Source organism: Anaeromyxobacter paludicola (assembly GCF_023169965.1).
Classification (GTDB): Bacteria; Myxococcota; Myxococcia; order Myxococcales; family Anaeromyxobacteraceae; genus Anaeromyxobacter_B; species Anaeromyxobacter_B paludicola.
The window spans coordinates 4,155,164-4,175,868 of the sequence record NZ_AP025592.1; the positions used below are offsets into that span (position 1 = coordinate 4,155,164).

The following is a 20,705-nucleotide window of genomic DNA, read 5'->3' on the forward strand; positions in this document are numbered from 1 at the left end:
CCACGGCCGCCGCTCACCGCCCCTCCCTGCCGCTCAGGCCTGGGGCGGCCGCTCGGTGAGGAAGCGCTGGAGCGCCTGCCGGACCGAGTGCTGCACGGCCTGGGGGACCTCCGGCGCCGGGGAGCGGGCGCAGAGCGTGAGCGTCGCCCGCAGGCTGTCGCAGCGCGCCGTGCAGCGGGGGCAGCCGGCGAGGTGCTGCTCCATCTCGGCGCAGAGGTCGCTCGAGATCTCGCCCTCGAGGTGGCGCGAGAAGAGCGCCGCCACGTCCGGGCAGGCGGCCTCGCCCGCGGGCCTCGCGGGGGCGGGCTCGGGGATGCCGAGGCGCGGCGCCACCGACTCCCGGACCGCGACCCGGGCGCGGTGGAGCCGGCTCTTCACCGCGTCCACCGAGAGCCCGAGGATCTCCGCCACCTCCGGCGCGGTCAGCCCCTCCACGTCGCGCAGCAGCAGCACCTCCCGGTACATGGGCTGGAGGGCGGCGATGGCGGCCTCCAGCGCCGCCTCCACCTGTCGGCCCGCCAGCGTCTCGTCGGCCGGCCGGGCCGGGTCGGGGAGCCGGGTCACCTCCTCCTCACCCTCGGAGCCGACGCGCTGCTCCTCGGCCGGCTCGTACTTCCCGCGCCGGCGCTTCTTGATGCAGAAGCTCCGGGCGATGCTGTAGAGCCAGGTGGAGACCGACGACTGCCCGCGGAAGTCGCGGATGCCGCGCGCCACGGCGAGCAGGGTGTCCTGCAGGACGTCCTTCGCGTCCTCCTCGTCCCGGCACATCTTGAGCCCGAAGCGGTAGATGCGCCGCTGGTGCCGCTCGAGGAGCTCCTCGAGCGCCTCGCGCCGCCCCTCCCGCGCCTCCGCCAGGAGCCGCTCGTCGTCCCGTTCCATGCCCGAGTCCTTATCCCGGCCCGGCTCGCCCGACAAGGTGACGCAGCGTGAACGCGGAAAGCCCTCGCACGCGGCCTTTTCGTGAAGGCCACCCCAACAGAGACTTTATTCCCGTTGATTCCCTCGTCACTTAACGGCCACCCGGTCACCACGCGGGCAGCCGCCGGAGGGCTGCGCCTCTCGCCCGTCGGAGGGTGCCCGGCAAATCCATGAGCGCACTCTTCCGCCCCCGCGCCAACACCCTCTTCCGAATCGCGCTGGTCATCCTCTTCGGCGGCGCCGCCGGGACGATCGGCGGCCTGATGCTCTACTGGCGCGTCCCCGCCGGCACGCGCCAGTTCGCCGAGCTCCAGCAGCCGCTCCAGTTCGACCACCGGCACCACGTCGTGGACGACAACATCGACTGCCGGTACTGCCACCAGACCGTCGAGAAGAGCAACACCGCGGGGATCCCGGCCACCTCGCTCTGCATGAACTGCCACTCGCAGATCTGGAACCGCAGCCCGCTGCTCGACAAGGTGCGCGAGAGCTACTTCACCGGCCGCACCGTCGAGTGGATGCGCGTCCACCGCCTGCCGGACTTCGTCTACTTCAACCACTCCATCCACGTGACCAAGGGCGTGGGGTGCGAGACCTGCCACGGCCGCGTGGACCAGATGCCGGCCATCCAGCAGGTGGCGCCGCTCACCATGAGCTGGTGCCTCGACTGTCACCGCGACCCGGCGCTGCACCTGCGGCCGCGCGAGGCGGTGACGCAGATGGACTACAAGCCGGAGAAGGACCAGGCGGTGCTCGGGCCCGAGCTCGCGAAGAAGTACGACGTCCACTCCCGAACCAGCTGCACCACCTGTCACCGCTAGGCGACCATGGGACTGCCCATCTACGGACAGGCGGCCGAGCCGCCGACGAAGCCGAACCACCGCCCGCTCTGGCGAAGCCTGGAGGAGCTCGCGCAGGGCCGCTCCGAGGCGCGCTCCCCCGAGTTCGCGCCCGGCGCCGACGGCCCGCCCGACGCGCTCTCGCGCCGCAGCTTCATGCAGCTCCTCGGCGCGACGCTGGCGTTCGCGGGGCTCGAGGCCTGCTCGCCGCCGCGCGAGAAGATCTACCCCTTCGTCCGGCAGCCGGTGGGGCTCGTCCCCGGCCAGGCGGTCCACTACGCCACCGCGGCCACGCTCTCCGGCTACGCCACCGGCCTCCTCGTCCGCAGCAACGAGGGGCGGCCGACCAAGGTGGAGGGGAACCCCAACCACCCGGCCAGCCTGGGCGGCGTCGGCCCGTTCCAGCAGGCGATGCTGCTCGACCTCTACGACCCGTCGCGCGCCCGCGGCTTCCAGAAGAAGGGGCGGCAGCTCTCGTACCGGGCGGCGCTCCTCGAGCTCTCGACGCTCGCGAGGTCGCACGAGAAGGACGGCGGCGCGCGGCTCCGGTTCCTCGCCGACCCCTCGAGCTCGCCGCTGCTCGCCGACCTCCGCCGGCGCATCCTGGCGCGGTTCCCCAAGGCCCGCTTCACCGCCTGGGACCCGCTCTCCGACGACGCCGCCCGCGACGGCGGCCGGATCGCCTTCGGCGCGCCGCTCGAGGCCCGCCCCGCGCTCGGCCCCGCCGACGTGATCCTCTCGCTCGACGCCGACTTCCTCGGCCTCGGCCCCGACCAGCTCCGGCTCATGCGCGAGTGGTCGTCGCGCCGGGTCCCCGGCCAGCTCAACCGGCTCTACCAGGTGGAGCCCGGGCTCTCGGTGACCGGCATGAACGCCGACCACCACCTGCGGACCCGCGCCGCCGAGGTGGCGGGGTTCGCCCGCGCGGTGGCCGCCCGGCTCGCCGCGAAGCACGGCCTCGCCGCGCTGGCGCCGCTCGGGGAGGGCGCCGCCCCGAACCCGCGGGCCGACGTGGTGGCCGACGACCTCGCCCGCGCCCGCGGCCGCTCCCTGGTGCTCTGCGGCCCGCGCCAGCCGGCCGCGGTGCACGCGCTCGCCCACGCCCTCAACGCCGCCCTCGGCAACGCCGGCGCCACCGTCCGCTACCGCAAGCCGGTGCTGAACGACGCCGCCACCGGCCCGGCCGGCCTCGCCGCGCTCGCCGCCGAGCTCCGCGCCGGCCAGGTGGACACGCTGGTGGTCACGGCGGCGAACCCGGTCTACACCGCGCCCGCCGACCTGGGCCTCGCGCCGCTGCTCGAGCAGGTCCCGAACGCGATCTACTTCACGCTCCACGACGACGAGACCGCCGACGCCTGCGGCTGGATGCTGGCGGCGAGCCACCCCTACGAGCAGTGGGGCGACGCCCGCGGGCCCGACGGGACCGTGGCGCTGGCGCAGCCGCTCATCGCCCCGCTCTTCGAGAGCATGGGCGAGGTGGAGCTCCTCGCCGCCTTCCTCGACCAGGCCGACCTCGGGCCGCGCCGGCTCCTGCAGGACCTCTGGCGCGAGCGGCGGGGCGGGGCCGCCTTCGACGCCGAGTTCGAGCGCTGGCTCGCGGCCGGCGTCGTCCCGGGCACGGCGGAGCCGGCCGAGGCGCCGGCGGTGCAGTCGGCGGCGGTGGCCCAGGCGCTGCGCGACCTGAAGCCGGCCGGCGCCGGCGGCCTCGAGGTGAGCTTCGTCCCCGACTACAAGACCCTCGACGGGCGGTTCGCGCCCAACGCCTGGCTGCAGGAGCTGCCGCACCCGGTCAGCAAGATGACCTGGGACAACGCGGCCTACCTCTCGCCCGCGACGGCGGGGCGGCTCGGGCTCGTCAACGGCGACCTCGTCGAGCTGCAGCTCGCCGGCCGCAGCCTCACCGCGCCGGTCTGGGTGCAGCCCGGCCACGCCGACGACGCGCTCACGCTGCCGCTCGGCTACGGGCGGCGCGCCGGCGGGCCGGTGTCGAGGAACGTCGGCTTCGACGCCGGGCGGCTGCGCCGCGGCGACGCCCCCTGGTTCGCCGCCGGCGCGGCCTTGCGCAAGCTCGGCAAGCGCCACGCCTTCGCGGTGACGCAGACCCACGACAGCATGGAGGGGCGGCCGCTGGCGCTCGACTTCACCGCCGCCGGCTGGGAGCACGAGAAGGGCGAGCTCGAGGAGCACCGCGGCGAGCCGGCGAGCCTCATGCCGCAGATGCACGCCTACGAGCAGGAGCAGTACCGGTGGGGCATGGCGGTGGACCTCTCCCGCTGCACCGGCTGCAGCGCCTGCGTGGTGGCCTGCCAGTCGGAGAACAACATCCCGGTGGTCGGCAAGGAGCAGGTGGAGCGGCGGCGCGAGATGCAGTGGCTGCGCATCGACCGCTACTACCAGGGCACCGCCGCGGAGCCGGAGGTGGCGCTCCAGCCGGTGGCCTGCGTCCACTGCGAGAAGGCGCCCTGCGAGTACGTCTGCCCGGTGAACGCCACCGTCCACTCCGACGAGGGGCTGAACGAGATGGTCTACAACCGGTGCGTCGGCACCCGGTACTGCTCCAACAACTGCCCGTACAAGGTGCGGCGCTTCAACTTCCTCGACTACCGCGGGGAGATGGCGCCCACCGAGAAGATGCTCATGAACCCCGAGGTCACCGTGCGGACCCGGGGCGTCATGGAGAAGTGCACCTACTGCGTGCAGCGCATCGAGCGGGCCCGCATCGAGGCGCGCGTCGCCGGCCGGCTCATCCGCGAGCAGGACCTGAAGAGCGCCTGCCAGCAGGCGTGCCCGGCCGAGGCGATCGTCTTCGGGAACCTCAACGACCCGCAGGCGCGGGTGACGCGGCTCCACCAGGACGAGCGCCGCTACGACCTGCTCCACGAGCTCGGCACGCGGCCCCGCACCACCTACCTCGCCCGCCTCCGCAATCCGAACCCGGACCTCGCATGAGCGTCGAAATCCGCACCGCCGCGCCCGCGCGGAACCCCCTCGAGCCCGGGCCCCTCATCCTCGGCGCGCCGACCGACGCCGAGCTGAGCGAGGAGCTGCTCGGGCACGTCTACCGGCCCCGGCGCGGCTGGATCCTGCTCTTCCTGCTCGCCGCCGGCGGCACCAGCCTCCTGCTCGTCGGGATCACGGTCACGCTGATGGTGGGCATCGGCGCCTGGGGCAACAACATCCCGGTCGCCTGGGGCTTCGGCATCATCAACTTCGTCTGGTGGATCGGCATCGGCCACGCCGGCACGCTCATCAGCGCCATCCTCCTCCTCTTCCAGCAGAAGTGGCGCACCAGCATCAACCGCTTCGCCGAGGCGATGACGCTCTTCGCGGTCATGCAGGCCGGGCTCTTCCCGCTCCTGCACGTCGGCCGGCCCTGGTTCGCGTACTGGCTCTTCCCGTACCCGTCCACCATGGCCGTGTGGCCCAACTTCAAGAGCCCGCTCATCTGGGACGTCTTCGCGGTCTCCACCTACTTCACCGTCTCGCTGCTCTTCTGGTACCTCGGGCTCATCCCCGACCTCGCGGCGCTCCGCGACACCTCGAAGGGCGAGTGGCGCCGCCGGGTGTACGGCGTGTTCGCCCTGGGCTGGCGCGGGTCGGCGCGGGCCTGGCGCCACTACCGCATCGCCTACCTGCTGCTGGCCGGCCTCGCGACCCCGCTCGTGCTCTCGGTGCACACCATCGTGAGCTTCGACTTCGCCGTGGCCCAGCTGCCCGGCTGGCACACCACCATCTTCCCGCCGTACTTCGTCGCCGGCGCCGTCTTCTCCGGCTTCGCCATGGTGCTCACGCTCATCATCCCGGCGCGGCGGCTGCTCGGGCTCGAGCGCGTCATCACGATGCGTCACATCGAGACCATGAACAAGGTGCTCCTCGTGACCGGGCTGATGGTGGCCTACGGCTACCTCATGGAGCACTTCATCGCCTGGTACTCCGGCAACCCCTACGAGCAGTTCGTCTTCATCAACCGGGCCAGGGGGCCGTACGCGCCGGTCTACTGGCTCATGATCTTCTGCAACGTCTGCCTCCCCCAGATCTTCTGGTTCAAGCAGGCGCGCACCAGCCTCGTCGTCACCTGGATCGCCTCCATCCTCGTCAACGTGGGGATGTGGTGCGAGCGGTTCATCATCATCGTCACCTCGCTCCACCGCGACTTCCTGCCGTCCTCCTGGGCCATCTACACGCCGACCTGGGTGGACTGGAGCATCCTCGCCGGCACCGTCGGGTTCTTCTCGCTGCTGTTCCTGCTCTTCCTGCGCTTCCTGCCGGCGGTCGCCGTCACCGAGGTGAAGGAGCTGCGGCACGAGCTCGCGGCCCACGGGCCGCAGGCCGGCCACGACGCCGTGGGCGTCCCGCTCGCGGAGGAGGAGAGCGACTCATGAGCCACGCCGACCCGCTCGTCCGCAGCTTCGTGCTGGCCGAGTTCGCCGAGCCGGAGGCGCTCTTCGCCGCCGCCCGCAAGGTGCGCGCCGCCGGCCACACCGCGCTCGACGCCCACATGCCGTACCCGGTCCACGGCGCCGACGAGGCGCTCGGGATCCCGCACTCCCGGGTGCCGCTCATCGCGCTCTGCGGCGGGCTCACCGGGGTGGTCACCGCCTACCTCATGGCCTGGTGGATGAACGCGGTGGACTACCGGATCAACGTGGCCGGCCGCCCGTTCAACGCCATCCCCGCCTTCGTCCCCGTCATGTTCGAGCTCGGCGTCCTCTTCGCGTCGCTCTCCATCTTCGTGGGCTGCATCCTGCTCTTCCGGCTGCCCCGCCTGCACCACCCGGTCTTCGAGGCGGACGCCTTCCGCTCCGCCTCGGTGGACAAGTTCTGGCTCTCCGTCGAGACGGCCGACCCGGCCCCGCTCGAGGAGGAGCTGCGCCGGGCCGGGGCGAGCGTGGTCCAGGTGGTGGAGGGCCAGCCATGAGGCGCCTCGTCCCCCTCGCCCTCGTGGGCCTCTGCGCCTGCCAGGTCTTCGACCCGATGATGTGGCAGCAGAAGTACAAGCCGTACCGCGGCACCACCTTCTTCCCCGACGGCGTGTCGATGCTGGCGCCGCCGCCCGGCACCGTCCCGTCCTCGGGCGCGATCGAGCCCGCGCTCGCGACCGGCATCGGCCCCGACGGCAAGCTCCTGCCGGTGGCCCCGGTGGCGCTCTCCCGCGACCTGGTGGAGCTGGGCCGGCGCAAGTTCGACCAGACCTGCGCCATCTGCCACGGCCTCACCGGCGACGGCGACAGCATGGTGGCGAAGAACATGGCGCTCCGCCCGCCGCCCTCGATCCACCTCAAGCGCAGCTTCCCGGACGGCTACTTCTACCAGGTGGTCACCAACGGCTTCGGCGTGATGCCCTCGTACGCGGCGGAGCTGTCGGTCGAGGAGCGCTGGGCGGTGGTGGCCTACGTGCGCGCGCTCCAGCTCTCGCAGAACGCCCGCATCGACCAGCTCCCGGCGGAGCAGCGGAGCAAGGTGCAGGAGGAGCCCCGATGAAGATCACCCCGTTCCAGGGCGGCAGCCGGCTCATGGCCGTGGCCGGCGCGGTGGCGGTGGCCGGGCTGGCGCTCACCGCGCTCGGGGCCGCCTTCGACCCCCGCCGCGCCCTCTGGGCCTACCTCGTCGCCTTCACCTACTGGGTCGGCATCGCGGTGGCGGCCCTCATCCTGCTCATGGCCCTCCACGCCGCGAACGCCCGCTGGCCGGTGGCGGTCCGCCGGATGCTGGAGGTGATCCCGCTCTCGAGCGCGCTCTTCCTCGTCCTCTTCGTCCCGCTGCTCCTCGGCGCGAAGCAGCTCTTCCCCTGGGCCGGCCACCAGGAGCTGGCCGGCGAGGCGGCCCGGGCCATGGAGCACCGCAAGGCCTGGCTCAACGTGCCCTTCTTCGTGGTCCGGGCGGCCTTCTACTTCGCCGTCTGGATCGGCTTCTCGCACGCCTTCCACCGCTGGTCGGTGGCGCAGGACGAGAGCGGGGCGCCGGGCCTCACCCTCAAGGCCCACCGGCTCGGCGCCGGCGGCCTGCCGCTGCTCGCGCTCACGCTCACCTTCGCCGCCTTCGACTGGTGGATGAGCCTGACGCCGCAGTTCTATTCGACCATCTTCGGCGTCTACTACTTCGCCGGCAGCTTCGTGTCGGCCATCGCGGTGCTCATCATCGCCGCCGCGTGGGGGCGGCGCGAGGGCGTCTTCGGCGGCGCGCTCACGCTGGCCCACTTCCACAGCCTGGGGAAGCTCCTCCTCGCCTTCGTCGCCTTCTGGGCCTACATCGCCTTCTCGCAGTTCCTCCTCATCTGGATCGCCAACATCCCGGAGGAGGTGCCCTGGTACGCCATCCGCAACCGCGGGGGCTGGATGCCGGTCGGCGTCTTCCTCGCGCTCTTCCACTTCGTGGTGCCGTTCTTCGTCCTGCTCTCGCGCCAGATCAAGCGCGAGCCGGAGCGGCTGCAGTGGGTGGCGGGCTGGATCCTGGTGGCCCACTTCGTCGACGTCTACTGGGTGGTGATGCCGCACCTCTCGCCGGAGGCGCCGCACCCGCACTTCACCGATCTCACCGCCCTCGTCGGCGTCGGGGCGGCGGCGGTGGCCTTCACCGTCTGGCGCCTGCGGGGCCGCAGCGCCGTCCCGGTGGGCGACCCCTACCTCGAGGAATCGCTGAGGTACGATCCGCAATGACCGAGCACTCGCACAGCGAAGGGCGTCCGACCGCGGTCGAGCCCGACGTCATCTCCACCGGCAAGCTCGTGGTCGTCGGGTTCGCGGCCATGCTGGTGTTCCTGCTCGCCTCGCTGGCGGCGGCGCGCATCCTCCAGACGCGGCGCGATCAGCTCAACCCGGGCGGACCGCCGCCGTACCCGTCGGAGCTCGGCAAGCCCAAGATCGGCATGGTCGAGCAGCAGCTCTTCGACAAGCAGACCCGGGCCAGGGAGCTGCTCCGCAAGCAGCGCGCCCAGCTCGCCGGCTACGGCTGGATCGACAAGGAGAAGGGCGTGATCCACATCCCCATCGACGAGGCCATCGACCGGCTCGTGAAGGGAGAGCGCCCGTGACCGCCCGGCTCCCGCCCGGCCTCGCCGGCCGGCTCGCCGCGGCGGCGCTCGTGGCCGCCCTGGCGCTCCCGGCGCGGGCGTCGGCCGCCAAGGACCCCACCGAGGCCGACGACGCCGCCGACGCCGCCACCCCCGACATCCTGCGCGGCGTGGAGGTGGAGGAGCGGCTCGGCGCCAGCGTCCCGCTCGACGCCCGCTTCGTCGCCGCCGACGGCCGCCCGCTCCGGCTCGGCGACCTGCTCGGCCGCGGGCGCCCGGTGATCCTCACGCTCGTCTACTACAACTGCCCCATGCTCTGCGGGCTGGTGCTGGGCGGCCAGGCGCGGGCGATGCGCCAGACCGGCCTCGAGCTCGGCAAGGACTTCGACGCGGTCACGGTGAGCTTCGATCCGCGCGAGGGGCCCGCGCTCGCCGCGGAGCGGCAGTCCGGGTACCTCCAGGCGACCGGCAAGCCCGACGCCCGCGCGAGCTGGGCCTTCCTCACCGGCCAGGAGCCGGACATCCGGGTCCTCGCCGACGCGGTCGGCTTCCACTACAAGTACGACGCCGCGACGAAGCAGTTCGCGCACGCCGCCGCCATCTTCGTGCTGACGCCGGAGGGCAAGGTGTCGCGCTACCTGTACGGCATCGACTTCCCGCCGCGCGACCTCCGGCTGGCGCTGGTCGAGGCGGGCGGCGGCCGGGTGGGGACGAGCTTCGACAAGGTGCTGCTCACCTGCTACCGCTACGACGCCACCGGGCGGCGGTACACCCCCTACGTGTTCGGCTTCATCCGCGCCGGCGGCCTGCTCGTCTTCGCCGCGCTCGCGACCACGCTCGCCGTCTTCTGGCGGCGCGAGGCCCGGAAGCTCCACGGGAGGCACGCGTGAACGAGCTCATGCGCCGGATGCTGTTCCTCCCCGAGCAGGCGTCCCAGTACGCCCGCGACGTGGACCACCTGCACTACTTCGTCATCACCACCACCATGATCGCCGCCTTCGGCGTGGCGATCACCGCGCTCGGCTTCTTCGTGCGGTACCGCCGCCGCTCCGAGTCGCAGACCACCCCGGTGGTGAACCCCAAGCCCATCCACGAGGTGCTCTTCATCGGCGTGCCGCTCTCCTTCTTCCTGCTCTGGTTCGCCATCGGCTTCCCGCAGTTCGTGCGGCTGCAGACGCCGCCCAAGGACTCGATGGACGTCTACGTCCAGGCCAAGAAGTGGATGTGGAAGTTCTCCTACGCCGGCGGGCCGAACGGCATCGACGTGCTGCACGTGCCGGCCGGGCGCCCGGTGCGGCTCCTCATGACGAGCCGCGACGTGATCCACTCCTTCTTCGTGCCGGCGCTCCGGCTGAAGCAGGACGTGCTCCCGGGCCGGTACTCGCAGACCTGGTTCAACGCCGACAAGCCCGGCCGCTACGAGCTCTTCTGCGCCGAGTACTGCGGCATGGGCCACTCGGCCATGCTCGGCGAGATCGTGGTCATGCCGCCGGCCGAGTTCGACGCCTGGCTCGCCGACGCCCGGCGCTCCGGCTCGCCGGCGCAGGACGCCGCCATGACCGAGGAGGACCGGACCGATCCCCGGCAGAGCCTGCCGGAGCAGGGGCGGCGCCTCGCCGCCGAGTACGGCTGCCTCAAGTGCCACAGCGTGGACGGCACCCGGCACATCGGCCCGACCTGGCTCGACCTCTACAAGAAGACCGAGCGGCTCGAGGGCGGCAAGGAGGTGGTCGCCGACGAGGGCTACCTCACCGAGTCGATGATGGATCCCCGCGCCAAGATCGTGGCCGGGTACCAGGCGGTGATGCCGACGTACCAGGGGAAGATCCCGGCGCCGGAGATCGCCGCCATCGTCGAGTTCATCAAGTCGCTGCGGACGGACGCCGTGAGGGTGGAGCCGTCGAAGGGCCCGGTCTATGAACCCATCCGCAAATAGCGTCGTCTACAACACGCCGAACTACCTGGACGCCGAGGGCGGCGTCCGCTCCTGGCTCTTCACCCGGGACCACAAGCGGATCGGCGTGATGTACCTCGTGCTCACCACGAGCGCCTTCGCGCTCGGCGGCCTCTTCGCCATGCTCATCCGGATCGAGCTGCTCACGCCCGGTCCCACGATCATGAGCGCCATGACCTACAACCGCATGTTCACGCTGCACGGCGTGGTCATGATCTTCCTCTTCATGGTGCCGGCCATCCCCGGCATCTTCGGGAACTTCTTCCTGCCGCTCATGCTCGGCGCGCAGGACGTGGCCTTCCCCCGGCTCAACCTGCTCTCGGTCTACCTGTACCTCGTCGGCGCCACCATCGCGGTGTGGGGCATGATCCAGGGCGGCGCCGACACCGGCTGGACCTTCTACGCGCCCTACAGCACCACCACCACCACCAAGGTGGTGCCCATCCTGCTCGGCGCCTTCGTCATCGGCTTCTCGTCGATCGTCACCGGCATCAACTTCATCGTCACCACGCACACCATGCGCGGGCCCGGGCTCACCTGGGACCGGATGCCGCTCTTCGTCTGGTCGATCTACGCGACCAGCATCATCCAGGTGCTCGCCACGCCGGTGCTCGGCATGGTGCTGCTCCTCGTCGCCATCGAGCACTCGTTCGGCTTCGGGATCTTCGACCCGGCGCGCGGCGGCGACCCGATCCTGCTGCAGCACCTCTTCTGGTTCTACTCGCACCCGGCGGTCTACATCATGGTCCTGCCGGCGATGGCGGTGATCAGCGAGGTGGTCTGCGCCTTCGCCCGCAAGAACATGTTCGGCTACAAGGCGGTCGCCTACAGCTCGCTCGGCATCGCCTTCGTCGGCTTCTTCACCTGGGGCCACCACCTCTTCACCTCGGGGCAGTCGGCCTTCGACGCCGGCATATTCGGCGTGCTCTCGATGTTCGTGGGCATCTTCACGGCCATCAAGGTCTTCAACTGGACGGCCACCCTGTACAAGGGCGCCATCAAGTTCACCGCCCCCTTCGCCTACGTCTGCGGCTTCCTGTTCTTCCTGGTGTTCGGCGGGATGACCGGGGTGGCGCTCGCCACCGTCTCGCTCGACGTGCACTGGCAGGACACCTACTTCGTGGTGGCCCACTTCCACTTCATCATGGTGGGCGGCACCATCATGGCCTTCCTGGCCGGCATCCACTACTGGTGGCCGAAGATGTTCGGGCGGATGTACTCGGAGGGCTGGGCGCTGGTGGCGGCCTGCACCATCATCTTCGGCTTCAACGCCACCTTCATCCCGCAGTTCCTGCTCGGCAACATGGGGATGCCGCGGCGCTACTACTCGTACCCGGCGCAGTTCTGGCCGCTCAACGTGGCCTCCACCGCCGGGGCCTCGCTGCTCGGCTTCGGCTTCCTGCTGGTCCTCGTCTACCTGCTCCTCTCGCTCAAGTACGGCCGGGTGGCGGGCGCGAACCCGTGGGGCTCGCGCGGCTTCGAGTGGAACACGCCGTCGCCGCCGTCCGCGCTCAACTTCCCGGTGCCGCCGGTGTTCACGCACGGGCCGCACGACTACCAGGACCGGGGCCCGGGCGAGGAGCCCAGCCCCACGCCGCCGCCGGAGGCGCAGCATGCCTGAGGCCACCACGCCCGCGATCGAGCCGCCGCTCGCGCACCACTTCGTCTCGATGAGGCAGCAGACCGAGGCCGCGCGCCTCGGGATGTGGCTCTTCCTGGTGAGCGAGGTGCTGCTCTTCACCGGCCTCTTCACCGCCTACGCGGTGTACCGGTTCCTCTACCCGACCGTGTTCGAGGAGGCGAGCCGCAAGGGCGTGGAGCTCTGGGCCGGCACCACCAACACCTTCGTCCTCATCACCTCGTCGCTGACGGTGGCGCTCGGCTACCACTTCGCCAAGGAGGGGCGGGGCAAGCTCGCGGCGGCGCTGCTCGCGGTCTCGCTCGCCCTCGGCTTCGTGTTCCTCGGCATCAAGGCCATCGAGTACACGAACCACTTCCACGAGGGGCAGCTGCCCGGGAAGTTCTACCACTTCGCCGAGGTGCAGGGCCCCGGCGCGAGCATGTTCTTCACCCTCTACTTCATCATGACCGGCCTGCACGGCGCGCACGTGGTGGTGGGCATGACGGTGCTCGCGATCATGGCGGTGCGGGCCTGGCGGGAGGAGTTCGGGCCGGTGCACTTCGCGCCCATCGAGCTCGCCGGCCTCTACTGGCACCTCGTGGACCTCATCTGGATCTTCCTCTACCCGCTGCTCTACCTCATCTGATCGGAGCGACCCGGCATGGCCCACGGCGAGAACGCGGCAGGGTTCGAGGAGCACCACGGCACCGGGCGCTACGTCGCGGTCTGGGTGGCGCTCTGCGTGCTCACCGTCGCCACCTTCCTGACCTCGCGGCTGGCGCTCGGCCCGCCGTGGCACCTGCTGGTGGCGATGGCCATCGCGGGCGGGAAGGCGACGCTGGTGGCGCTCTTCTTCATGCACCTGTGGGATCAACCCGGGGCGAACCGGCTGGTCTTCGTCACCTCGCTCGCGTTCGTGGCGCTCCTCATCGGCCTCACCGTGCTCGACAACGCCACCCGCTTCCCGCTCACCAACCCGCCGCACGAGCAGACCCTCCGCTTCCAGCCGCCGGGCGAGGAGCCCCACGTGCAGGAGGGCGAGCGGGGCCAGGGGCGCCCCGGCGCCATCGGCCGCCCCGCCGCCGAGCACTGAGCAACCTTCCGTTGACCTGCCGCGCCCGCGTCCCCACCTTCCAGGCATGGGGGACGGCGAGGACGCGGGCGCGATCGGGCGCCGCCGCTGGGCCATCGCCGAGGGGTACATCCCGCCCTTCTCGAGCGGCAAGGTGGGGCGGGCCTTCGAGAGCCACGAGACCGCCTGCCTGCTGAACGCCGGCGCGTCCGACGCCCACGTCCGGATCACGATCTACTTCCCGGACCGCGAGCCGGCCGGCCCGTACCTCGTGACGGTGCCGGCGCGGCGCACGCTGCACCTGCGCTTCAACGACCTCGCGTCGCCGGCGCCGGTGCCGAGGGGCGCCGACTACGCGAGCGTCCTCGAGTCGGACGTCCCGATCGTCGTGCAGCACACGCGGCTGGACGCCCGGCAGGCCGAGTCGGCGCTGCTCAGCACGGTCGCGTTCGCGGAGTGACGCCGCCTCGCGGCGGAGGAGGGGACATGGCGGCGACGGTGGGCGAGTTCATCCTCGGGCGGCTGCGGGCCTGGGGCGTCCGGCGCATCTACGGCTACCCGGGCGACGGCATCAACGGCGTGCTCGGCGCCTTCCGCAAGGTCCCGGAGCTCGACTTCGTGCAGGTCCGGCACGAGGAGATGGCGGCCTTCATGGCCTGCGCCCACGCCAAGTTCACCGGCGAGGTGGGGGTCTGCCTCGCCACCAGCGGCCCCGGGGCCATCCACCTCCTGAACGGCCTCTACGACGCCAAGCTCGACCACCAGCCGGTGGTGGCCATCGTCGGCCAGTCGGCGCGCACGGCGCTCGGGGGCGACTACCAGCAGGAGGTGGACCTCCTCTCGCTCTTCAAGGACGTGGCCAAGGAGTACGTGCAGCAGATGCACGTCCCGGAGCAGGCGCGGCAGCTCGTGGACCGGGCGGTCCGCATCGCGCTCGCCGAGCGGACCGTCACCTGCATCATCCTGCCGAACGACGTGCAGGAGCTGCCGGTGAAGCCGCCGCCGGAGAAGCACGGCACCGTCCACACCGGCATCGGCCAGGGCTGGTCGGCGCCGCGGGTCGTGCCGCGGGAGGAGGACCTGCGCCGGGCGGCCGAGGTGCTCAACGCCGGCCAGCGGGTGGCGATGCTGGTGGGGGCGGGCGCGCTCCGGGCCAGCGACGAGGTCACGGCGGTGGCCGACGTGCTCGGCGCGGGCGTCGCCAAGGCGCTCCTCGGCAAGGCGGCGCTGCCCGACGATCTGCCCTGGGTGACGGGCGCCATCGGGCTCCTCGGGACCAAGCCGTCCTGGGACCTGATGATGGAGTGCGACACGCTGCTCATGGTCGGCTCCTCCTTCCCGTACTCCGAGTTCCTGCCGCCCGAGGGGCAGGCGCGCGGCGTCCAGGTGGACCTCGACGGCCGGATGCTCTCCATCCGCTACCCGATGGAGGTGAACCTGGCCGGCGACAGCGCCGAGACGCTCCGGGCGCTCCTGCCGCTCCTGCGGCGCAAGGAGGACCGCTCCTGGCGCGCGAAGATCGAGCGGGAGGTGGCGCGCTGGTGGAAGGTGCTCGAGGCCCGGGCCATGAACCCGGCCCACCCCATCAACCCGCAGCGGGTCTACTGGGAGCTCTCGCGCCGCCTGCCGGCGAACGCCATCCTCTCGGCCGACTCCGGCTCGTCGGCCAACTGGTACGCCCGCGACGTCCGGATCCAGCGGGGCATGATGGCCTCGCTCTCCGGCAACCTCGCCACCATGGGCCCGGGCGTGCCGTACGCCATCGGCGCCAAGTTCGCCTTCCCCGACCGGCCGGTCCTCGCGCTGGTGGGCGACGGCGCCATGCAGATGAACGGCAACGAGGAGCTCATCACCATCTCCAAGTACTGGAAGGAGTGGCGCGACCCCCGGCTGGTGGTCCTGGTCCTCAACAACCGCGACCTCAACCAGGTGACCTGGGAGCAGCGGGTCATGGAGGGCGATCCCAAGTTCCAGGCCTCGCAGGACCTGCCCGACTTCCCCTACGCGCGCTACGCCGAGTCGATCGGGCTCGCCGGGCTGCGGATGGAGACGGCGGACGACGTGGGGCGGGTCTGGGACCAGGCGCTCGCCGCCGACCGGCCCTGCGTGGTCGAGGCGATCACCGATCCCGAGGTGCCGCCGCTCCCGCCCCACATCACCTTCGAGCAGATGAAGGGGTTCATGGGCGCCATCGCCCGGGGCGATCCCGACCGGGCGGCCTTCATCCGGCAGGCCTGGAAGGACATGCTGAAGAGCTGGACGGCGTGATGCCGGGGGGGACGGCGGCGCGGGTGGAGGGGGTGGAGGTCTCGGCCTTCACCGTGCCCACCCGCACCCCGGAGTCGGACGGCACGCTCGAGTGGAAGGCGACCACGCTGGTCTGGGTCGAGGCGCGCGGGGGAGGGGAGCTTGGCGCCGGCTACTCCTACGCCGACACCGCCACGGCGCGGCTCGTCCACGACCTCCTCGCGCCCCTCGTCGCCGGGCGCGACGCCCTCGACGTCCCCGGCGCCTGGGCGGCGATGGTCCGCGCCATCCGCAACCTGGGCCGGCCGGGCGTCTCGTCGATGGCCATCTCGGCGGTGGACGCGGCGCTCTGGGATCTGAAGGCGAAGCTCCTCGGGCTGCCGCTGGCGCGCCTGCTCGGGATGGTCCGGCCCGCCATCCCGGCCTACGGCAGCGGCGGCTTCACCTCCTACGGCGAGGCCGAGCTCCGGGAGCAGCTCGGGGGCTGGGCCGCCGAGGGGCTGCGGCGGGTGAAGATGAAGGTGGGGCGCGACCCGGCGGCCGATCCGGCGCGGGTGCGGGCGGCGCGCGAGGCGGTGGGGCCCGAGGTGGCGCTCTTCGTGGACGCCAACGGCGCCTACCGGCGCAAGCAGGCGCTGCGGCTCGCCGAGCGCTTCGCCGCCGAGGGCGTCTCCTGGTTCGAGGAGCCCGTCAGCTCCGACGACCTCGAGGGGCTGCGCCTGCTGCGCGACCGCGCCCCGGCCGGCATGGAGGTGGCCGCCGGCGAGTACGGCTACGACTCCTGGTACTTCCTGCGCATGCTGAAGGCCGGGGCGGTGGACGCCCTCCAGGCCGACGCCACCCGCTGCGCCGGCATCACCGGCTTCCTCGAGGCGGGCGCGCTCGCCGCCGCCTTCGGCGTGCCGCTCTCGAGCCACTGCGCCCCCTCGCTCCACGTGGCGCCGCTGTGCGCGCTCCGGGCCGCCGTGCACGCCGAGTACTTCTTCGACCACGTGCGGCTCGAGGGGATGCTGCTCGACGGCGCGGCCCGCGCCGTGGACGGCGCGCTCGCGCCCGACCTCTCCCGCCCCGGCCTCGGGATCGCCCTCAAGGCGGCCGACGCCGAGCGGTTCCGAGCCCCCTTCTAGAAAGGACCACCCCGTGAACCCGCTCGAGCCCCTCGCCCCGCACCGCGTCCTCCTCCCCGGCCTCGGCCCCGCCGCCGTCCCCGAGGCCCGGGCGCTCGAGGAGGCGCGTGCGCGGCCGGGCGAGTGGGTCACCTCCGAGGCGGCCCGCGCGCTCGAGGCCGACCTGCGGCGGGTCGTCGCGGGCGAGGTCCGCTTCGACGCCGGCAGCCGCGCCCTCTACGCCACCGACGGCTCCAACTACCGGCAGGTGCCCATCGGCGTGGTGGTGCCCCGGAGCGAGGAGGACGTGGTGGCCACGATCGCGCTCTGCCGCAGGCACGGGGCGCCGGTGCTCTCGCGCGGCGGGGGCACCAGCCTCGCCGGGCAGTGCTGCAACGTGGCGGTGGTGATCGACTTCTCGAAGCACGTGAACCGGCTCCTCGAGCTCGACCCCGCGTCGGGCTTCGCCTGGGTGGAGCCCGGGCTGGTGCTCGACCGGCTGCGCGACGCCGCCGAGGCCCACCACCTCACCTTCGGCCCCGATCCCTCCACGCACGACCACTGCACCCTCGGCGGGATGATCGGGAACGACTCCTGCGGCGTCCACTCGGTCATGGCCGGGCGGACCGCCGAGAACGTGCTGGCGCTCGACGTGCTCACCTACGACGGCGCGCGCTTCGTGGTGGGGCCCACCAGCGACGACGCCTACCAGGAGCTCTCCGATCTGGGCGGCCGGCGCGCCGAGATCCACGCGCGGCTCCGGATGCTGCGCGACCGCACCGCCGACCTCGTGCGGGCGCGCTACCCGAGGATCGAGCGGCGGGTCTCCGGCTACAACCTCGACGCCCTCCTGCCCGAGAACGGCTTCGACGTGGCCCGCGCGCTGGTGGGCAGCGAGGGCACCTGCGTGACGGTGCTCCGGGCCAAGGTGCGGCTCGTCCACAGCCCTCCCTCGCGGGCGCTGCTCGTCCTCGGCTACCCGAGCGTCTACGAGGCCGGCGACCACGTCCCGGAGCTGCGCCGCTTCGGGCCCATCGGCCTCGAGGGGATCGACGACCGGCTCGTGGAGGACATGAAGAAGAAGCGGCTCCACCCGGAGCGGCTGAAGCTGCTCCCCGACGGGAAGGGCTGGCTGCTCGTCGAGTTCGGCGGCGACACGCGCGCGGAGGCGGAGGAAAAGGCCCACCGCTGCATGGACGCGCTCCGGAAGGCCCGGGGCGCGCCGTCGATGAAGCTCTTCGACGACCGCGCGGAGGAGGCGATCGTCTGGAAGGTGCGCGAGTCGGGGCTCGGCGCGACCGCCCGCGTCCCGGGCGAGAAGGACACCTGGGAGGGCTGGGAGGACTCGGCGGTCCCGATCGACCGCGTCGGGCCGTACCTGCGCGACCTGCGGCGGCTCTTCGAGGAGTCGGGCTACGACTGCGCGCTCTACGGCCACTTCGGCCAGGGCTGCATCCACACCCGCATCGACTTCGACCTCACCACCCGCGACGGGATCGCCCGCTACCGCCGCTTCGTCGAGCGCGCCGCCGACCTGGTGCTCTCGCACGGCGGCTCGCTCTCGGGCGAGCACGGCGACGGCCAGTCCCGCGCCGAGCTGCTCCCGAAGATGTTCGGGCCGGTGCTCGTGGACGCCTTCCGCGAGTTCAAGGCGATCTGGGACCCCGCCGGCAAGATGAACCCGGGCAAGGTGGTGGACCCGTATCCGCTCGACTCCAACCTGCGGCTCGGCGAGGGGTACCGGGAGCTCGCGCCGCGCACCGCCTTCGCCTTCGACGCCGACGCGCGGCGCTTCGGCCGGGCCACGGCGCGCTGCGTGGGGGTGGGGGAGTGCCGGCGCGACCACGGCGGCGTGATGTGCCCGTCCTACCGGGTGACGCGGGAGGAGATGCACTCGACCCGCGGCCGCGCCCACCTCCTCTTCGAGGCGATGGAGGGCGAGCCGCTCCGGGGCGGCTGGCGCGAGCCGGCGGTGAAGGAGGCCCTCGACCTCTGCCTCGCGTGCAAGGGGTGCAAGAGCGACTGCCCGATGAACGTGGACATGGCGAGCTACAAGGCCGAGTTCCTGTCGCACTACTACCAGGGGCGGCTCCGGCCGCGGGCCGCCTACGCCATGGGGCTCGTCATGTACTGGGCGCGGCTCGCGTCCTTCGCGCCCTGGCTCGCGAACCTCGTGGCCGCCGCGCCCGGACTCTCGGCGCTCGCGAAGTGGGCGGGCGGGATCGCCCTGCGCCGGCGGGTGCCGCGCTTCGCCCCGTACACCTTCCGGGAGTGGTTCCGCGCCCGGCCGCCCGGGCGCGGGGGGACGCCGGTGGTCCTCTTCCCCGACACCTTCAACGACCACTTCCACCCGGAGACGGCCATCGCCGCCGTCGAGGTGCTCGAGGCGGCCGGCGCCGAGGTGCGCGTCCCGGACCGCTGGCTCTGCTGCGGGCGGCCGCTCTACGACTACGGCCTGCTCGACCGGGCGAAGGGGCTCCTCGGGGACCTCGTGGACGCGCTCTCGCCGGCCGCCGAGGCCGGGATCCCCATCGTCGGGCTCGAGCCCTCCTGCGTGGCGGTCTTCCGCGACGAGCTCGTGGACATGCTCCCCGACGATCCCCGGGCGCGCCGGCTCTCCGAGCAGGTGCTCACGCTCTCCGAGTGGCTGGACCGGCGCGGCGACGCCTGGACGCCGCCTAGGCTGCGCGGGCCGGCGGTGATGCAGGGCCACTGCCACCACCACGCGGTGATGGGGCTCGCGCCGGAGGAGCGGGTGGCGAAGGCGGCCGGGCTCGACGTCACCCTGCTCGACGGCGGCTGCTGCGGGATGGCCGGCTCCTTCGGGTTCGAGGCCGGGGAGCGCTACCGGGTCTCGGTCGCGGCCGGCGAGCTGGCGGTCCTGCCGGCCGTCCGGAAGGCGCCGCCGGAGGCGCTGGTGCTGGCCGACGGCTTCTCCTGCCGCGAGCAGATCGCGCAGGGGACGCGCCGGCGCGCGGTCCACCTCGCCGAGGCGCTCGCGGCGGGGCTCCGCGGCGGCTGGCGGGCCGGCGCCCCCTGGCCGGAGCGGACGGCGAGGGGCCGGCGGCCGGGCTTGCCGGCGAGGGCCTGGCTCCGGAAGCTCGCGCCGCAGCTCGCGCTGGGGCTCGCCCTCGCCTGGGTCGCGGGCGCGCTGGGGCGCCGGCGGCGAGGGCGTTGACGCGCTGCGGGGAGACCGCTCGCCTCGCCGCTCCGGCGCGCGCGCCCTACCTTTGGCACATGGCACAGGAATCTCTCCAGTTCGGACGCGTCACCGAGCGCGCCGGCACCGACCGGAAGGTCTGGCTCTTCGTCCTCCCGGCCATGGCGGCGCTCGTCCTCCTGCTCGTCTTCGCCGGTCTCGCCATCTCGCGGACGAGCGGCCTCGAGACCCAGGTCCGGCAGCTCACCTCCGCGAACCAGGAGCTCCAGAAGAACCTCGACGAGCGGGACCAGGTCATCACCAAGCAGCGCGCCGACGTCTCCGTCCTCGAGACTCCCGGTAGCGGCGCGACCCTGCTCACCTCGCCCGACCCGAAGGGCATCGCCAGTGGCGTGGCGCTCTACCACCCCGAGCACCACGCCCTGAACGCCTACCTGTTCGGGATGACGGCGCCGCCGGCGGGCCAGGAGTACCGGCTCGAGGCGGTGGTCGGGAAGGAAGGCGAGCGCAAGCCGCTCGGCAAGGTCGATCCGGACGCCTCCGGCTCCGCCTTCTTCCTCTCGAAGGAGGTGCCGGACGGCCTCACCGGCGTGCACGTCGCGCTCTACCCGGCCGGCCAGCAGGGCGCCCCGGCGGAGGGGAAGCCGCTCCTCACCGGCGTGCTCCCGGGCGTGGGCCAGACCGGCGTGGCCGACCAGCGGGTCCAGGCGCGCACGCCGCCCGCCGAGACCCGGCGCGGCCGCTGAGGCGAGGCGGGCGCGCGCGGCCCCGGCCCGGCG

18 protein-coding genes are annotated in these 20,705 nt (G+C 72.6%); 17 read left to right on the plus strand and 1 reads right to left on the minus strand.

Going from position 1 to position 20,705, the window contains the following annotated elements:
• Positions 1 to 33 precede the first annotated feature (33 nt).
• Positions 34 to 879 carry a sigma-70 family RNA polymerase sigma factor gene (locus AMPC_RS18525; RefSeq protein WP_248343024.1) on the minus strand — a complete coding sequence of 282 codons (846 nt, stop codon included), beginning with the start codon at positions 877 to 879 and terminating at the stop codon, positions 34 to 36.
• A 209-nt stretch (positions 880 to 1,088) separates the two neighbouring features.
• On the opposite strand from AMPC_RS18525, the gene AMPC_RS18530 reads away from it, so the two are divergent.
• Genes AMPC_RS18530 through AMPC_RS18610 form a run of 17 tightly spaced genes read left to right on the plus strand, consistent with a single transcriptional unit; the run spans position 1,089 to position 20,672 of the window.
• The gene (locus tag AMPC_RS18530; protein WP_248343025.1) at positions 1,089 to 1,739 is read left to right on the plus strand and encodes a cytochrome c3 family protein; all 651 of its coding nucleotides are present in this window, start codon (positions 1,089 to 1,091) and stop codon (positions 1,737 to 1,739) included.
• Positions 1,740 to 1,745: 6 nt separating this feature from the next.
• Positions 1,746 to 4,706 (plus strand): TAT-variant-translocated molybdopterin oxidoreductase, encoded by a 2,961-nt coding sequence (locus AMPC_RS18535; protein ID WP_248343026.1) that lies wholly within the window; start codon positions 1,746 to 1,748, stop codon positions 4,704 to 4,706.
• Complete coding sequence (gene nrfD, locus AMPC_RS18540; protein ID WP_248343027.1) at positions 4,703 to 6,139, plus strand: NrfD/PsrC family molybdoenzyme membrane anchor subunit; 1,437 nt, start codon at positions 4,703 to 4,705, stop codon at positions 6,137 to 6,139. The genes AMPC_RS18535 and nrfD overlap by 4 nt, the downstream gene beginning before the upstream one ends.
• Positions 6,136 to 6,675, plus strand: a complete 540-nt coding sequence (locus AMPC_RS18545) for a DUF3341 domain-containing protein (RefSeq protein WP_248343028.1) — start codon at positions 6,136 to 6,138, stop codon at positions 6,673 to 6,675. Before nrfD ends, AMPC_RS18545 begins: the two co-directional genes overlap by 4 nt.
• A complete protein-coding gene (locus tag AMPC_RS18550; protein WP_248343029.1) occupies positions 6,672 to 7,238 on the plus strand; it encodes a c-type cytochrome in 567 nt (188 codons plus the stop codon). The genes AMPC_RS18545 and AMPC_RS18550 overlap by 4 nt, the downstream gene beginning before the upstream one ends.
• Positions 7,235 to 8,413, plus strand: a complete 1,179-nt coding sequence (locus AMPC_RS18555) for a hypothetical protein (protein ID WP_248343030.1) — start codon at positions 7,235 to 7,237, stop codon at positions 8,411 to 8,413. The genes AMPC_RS18550 and AMPC_RS18555 overlap by 4 nt, the downstream gene beginning before the upstream one ends.
• Positions 8,410 to 8,787, plus strand: a complete 378-nt coding sequence (locus tag AMPC_RS18560; protein WP_248343031.1) for a hypothetical protein — start codon at positions 8,410 to 8,412, stop codon at positions 8,785 to 8,787. Before AMPC_RS18555 ends, AMPC_RS18560 begins: the two co-directional genes overlap by 4 nt.
• Complete coding sequence (locus tag AMPC_RS18565; RefSeq protein WP_248343032.1) at positions 8,784 to 9,656, plus strand: SCO family protein; 873 nt, start codon at positions 8,784 to 8,786, stop codon at positions 9,654 to 9,656. Before AMPC_RS18560 ends, AMPC_RS18565 begins: the two co-directional genes overlap by 4 nt.
• Entirely contained in the window at positions 9,653 to 10,702 is a 1,050-nt protein-coding gene (gene coxB, locus AMPC_RS18570; RefSeq protein WP_248343033.1) for a cytochrome c oxidase subunit II, read from the plus strand. Before AMPC_RS18565 ends, coxB begins: the two co-directional genes overlap by 4 nt.
• Positions 10,683 to 12,341 (plus strand): cbb3-type cytochrome c oxidase subunit I, encoded by a 1,659-nt coding sequence (locus tag AMPC_RS18575; RefSeq protein WP_248343034.1) that lies wholly within the window; start codon positions 10,683 to 10,685, stop codon positions 12,339 to 12,341. Before coxB ends, AMPC_RS18575 begins: the two co-directional genes overlap by 20 nt.
• Positions 12,334 to 12,987, plus strand: a complete 654-nt coding sequence (locus tag AMPC_RS18580) for a cytochrome c oxidase subunit 3 family protein (RefSeq protein ID WP_248343035.1) — start codon at positions 12,334 to 12,336, stop codon at positions 12,985 to 12,987. The genes AMPC_RS18575 and AMPC_RS18580 overlap by 8 nt, the downstream gene beginning before the upstream one ends.
• 15 nt (positions 12,988 to 13,002) lie before the next feature.
• Entirely contained in the window at positions 13,003 to 13,434 is a 432-nt protein-coding gene (locus tag AMPC_RS18585) for a cytochrome C oxidase subunit IV family protein (RefSeq protein WP_248343036.1), read from the plus strand.
• Between the two features lie 46 nt (positions 13,435 to 13,480).
• A complete protein-coding gene (locus AMPC_RS18590) occupies positions 13,481 to 13,873 on the plus strand; it encodes a sensory rhodopsin transducer (protein WP_248343037.1) in 393 nt (130 codons plus the stop codon).
• A 26-nt stretch (positions 13,874 to 13,899) separates the two neighbouring features.
• Complete coding sequence (locus tag AMPC_RS18595; protein ID WP_248343038.1) at positions 13,900 to 15,681, plus strand: thiamine pyrophosphate-requiring protein; 1,782 nt, start codon at positions 13,900 to 13,902, stop codon at positions 15,679 to 15,681.
• Positions 15,681 to 16,787: an enolase C-terminal domain-like protein gene (locus AMPC_RS18600; RefSeq protein WP_248343039.1), complete on the plus strand. Its 1,107-nt coding sequence runs from the start codon at positions 15,681 to 15,683 to the stop codon at positions 16,785 to 16,787. The genes AMPC_RS18595 and AMPC_RS18600 overlap by 1 nt, the downstream gene beginning before the upstream one ends.
• Positions 16,788 to 16,800: 13 nt before the next feature.
• Positions 16,801 to 19,944 (plus strand): FAD-binding and (Fe-S)-binding domain-containing protein, encoded by a 3,144-nt coding sequence (locus AMPC_RS18605; RefSeq protein WP_248343040.1) that lies wholly within the window; start codon positions 16,801 to 16,803, stop codon positions 19,942 to 19,944.
• Between the two features lie 59 nt (positions 19,945 to 20,003).
• The gene (locus AMPC_RS18610; RefSeq protein WP_248343041.1) at positions 20,004 to 20,672 is read left to right on the plus strand and encodes a hypothetical protein; all 669 of its coding nucleotides are present in this window, start codon (positions 20,004 to 20,006) and stop codon (positions 20,670 to 20,672) included.
• Positions 20,673 to 20,705 lie beyond the last annotated feature (33 nt).

Bases quoted from the DNA above. Each gene is read 5' to 3' on its own strand.
- AMPC_RS18580 (WP_248343035.1), top strand. From the start codon at position 12,334: ATGCCTGAGGCCACCACGCCCGCGATCGAGCCGCCGCTCGCGCACCAC.
- AMPC_RS18595 (WP_248343038.1), top strand. From the start codon at position 13,900: ATGGCGGCGACGGTGGGCGAGTTCATCCTCGGGCGGCTGCGGGCCTGG.
- AMPC_RS18575 (WP_248343034.1), top strand. From the start codon at position 10,683: ATGAACCCATCCGCAAATAGCGTCGTCTACAACACGCCGAACTACCTG.
- AMPC_RS18560 (WP_248343031.1), top strand. From the start codon at position 8,410: ATGACCGAGCACTCGCACAGCGAAGGGCGTCCGACCGCGGTCGAGCCC.
- AMPC_RS18545 (WP_248343028.1), top strand. From the start codon at position 6,136: ATGAGCCACGCCGACCCGCTCGTCCGCAGCTTCGTGCTGGCCGAGTTC.
- AMPC_RS18585 (WP_248343036.1), top strand. From the start codon at position 13,003: ATGGCCCACGGCGAGAACGCGGCAGGGTTCGAGGAGCACCACGGCACC.
- AMPC_RS18610 (WP_248343041.1), top strand. From the start codon at position 20,004: ATGGCACAGGAATCTCTCCAGTTCGGACGCGTCACCGAGCGCGCCGGC.
- AMPC_RS18600 (WP_248343039.1), top strand. From the start codon at position 15,681: ATGCCGGGGGGGACGGCGGCGCGGGTGGAGGGGGTGGAGGTCTCGGCC.
- AMPC_RS18550 (WP_248343029.1), top strand. From the start codon at position 6,672: ATGAGGCGCCTCGTCCCCCTCGCCCTCGTGGGCCTCTGCGCCTGCCAG.
- nrfD (WP_248343027.1), top strand. From the start codon at position 4,703: ATGAGCGTCGAAATCCGCACCGCCGCGCCCGCGCGGAACCCCCTCGAG.
- AMPC_RS18555 (WP_248343030.1), top strand. From the start codon at position 7,235: ATGAAGATCACCCCGTTCCAGGGCGGCAGCCGGCTCATGGCCGTGGCC.
- AMPC_RS18535 (WP_248343026.1), top strand. From the start codon at position 1,746: ATGGGACTGCCCATCTACGGACAGGCGGCCGAGCCGCCGACGAAGCCG.
- AMPC_RS18590 (WP_248343037.1), top strand. From the start codon at position 13,481: ATGGGGGACGGCGAGGACGCGGGCGCGATCGGGCGCCGCCGCTGGGCC.
- AMPC_RS18525 (WP_248343024.1), bottom strand. From the start codon at position 879: ATGGAACGGGACGACGAGCGGCTCCTGGCGGAGGCGCGGGAGGGGCGG.
- AMPC_RS18530 (WP_248343025.1), top strand. From the start codon at position 1,089: ATGAGCGCACTCTTCCGCCCCCGCGCCAACACCCTCTTCCGAATCGCG.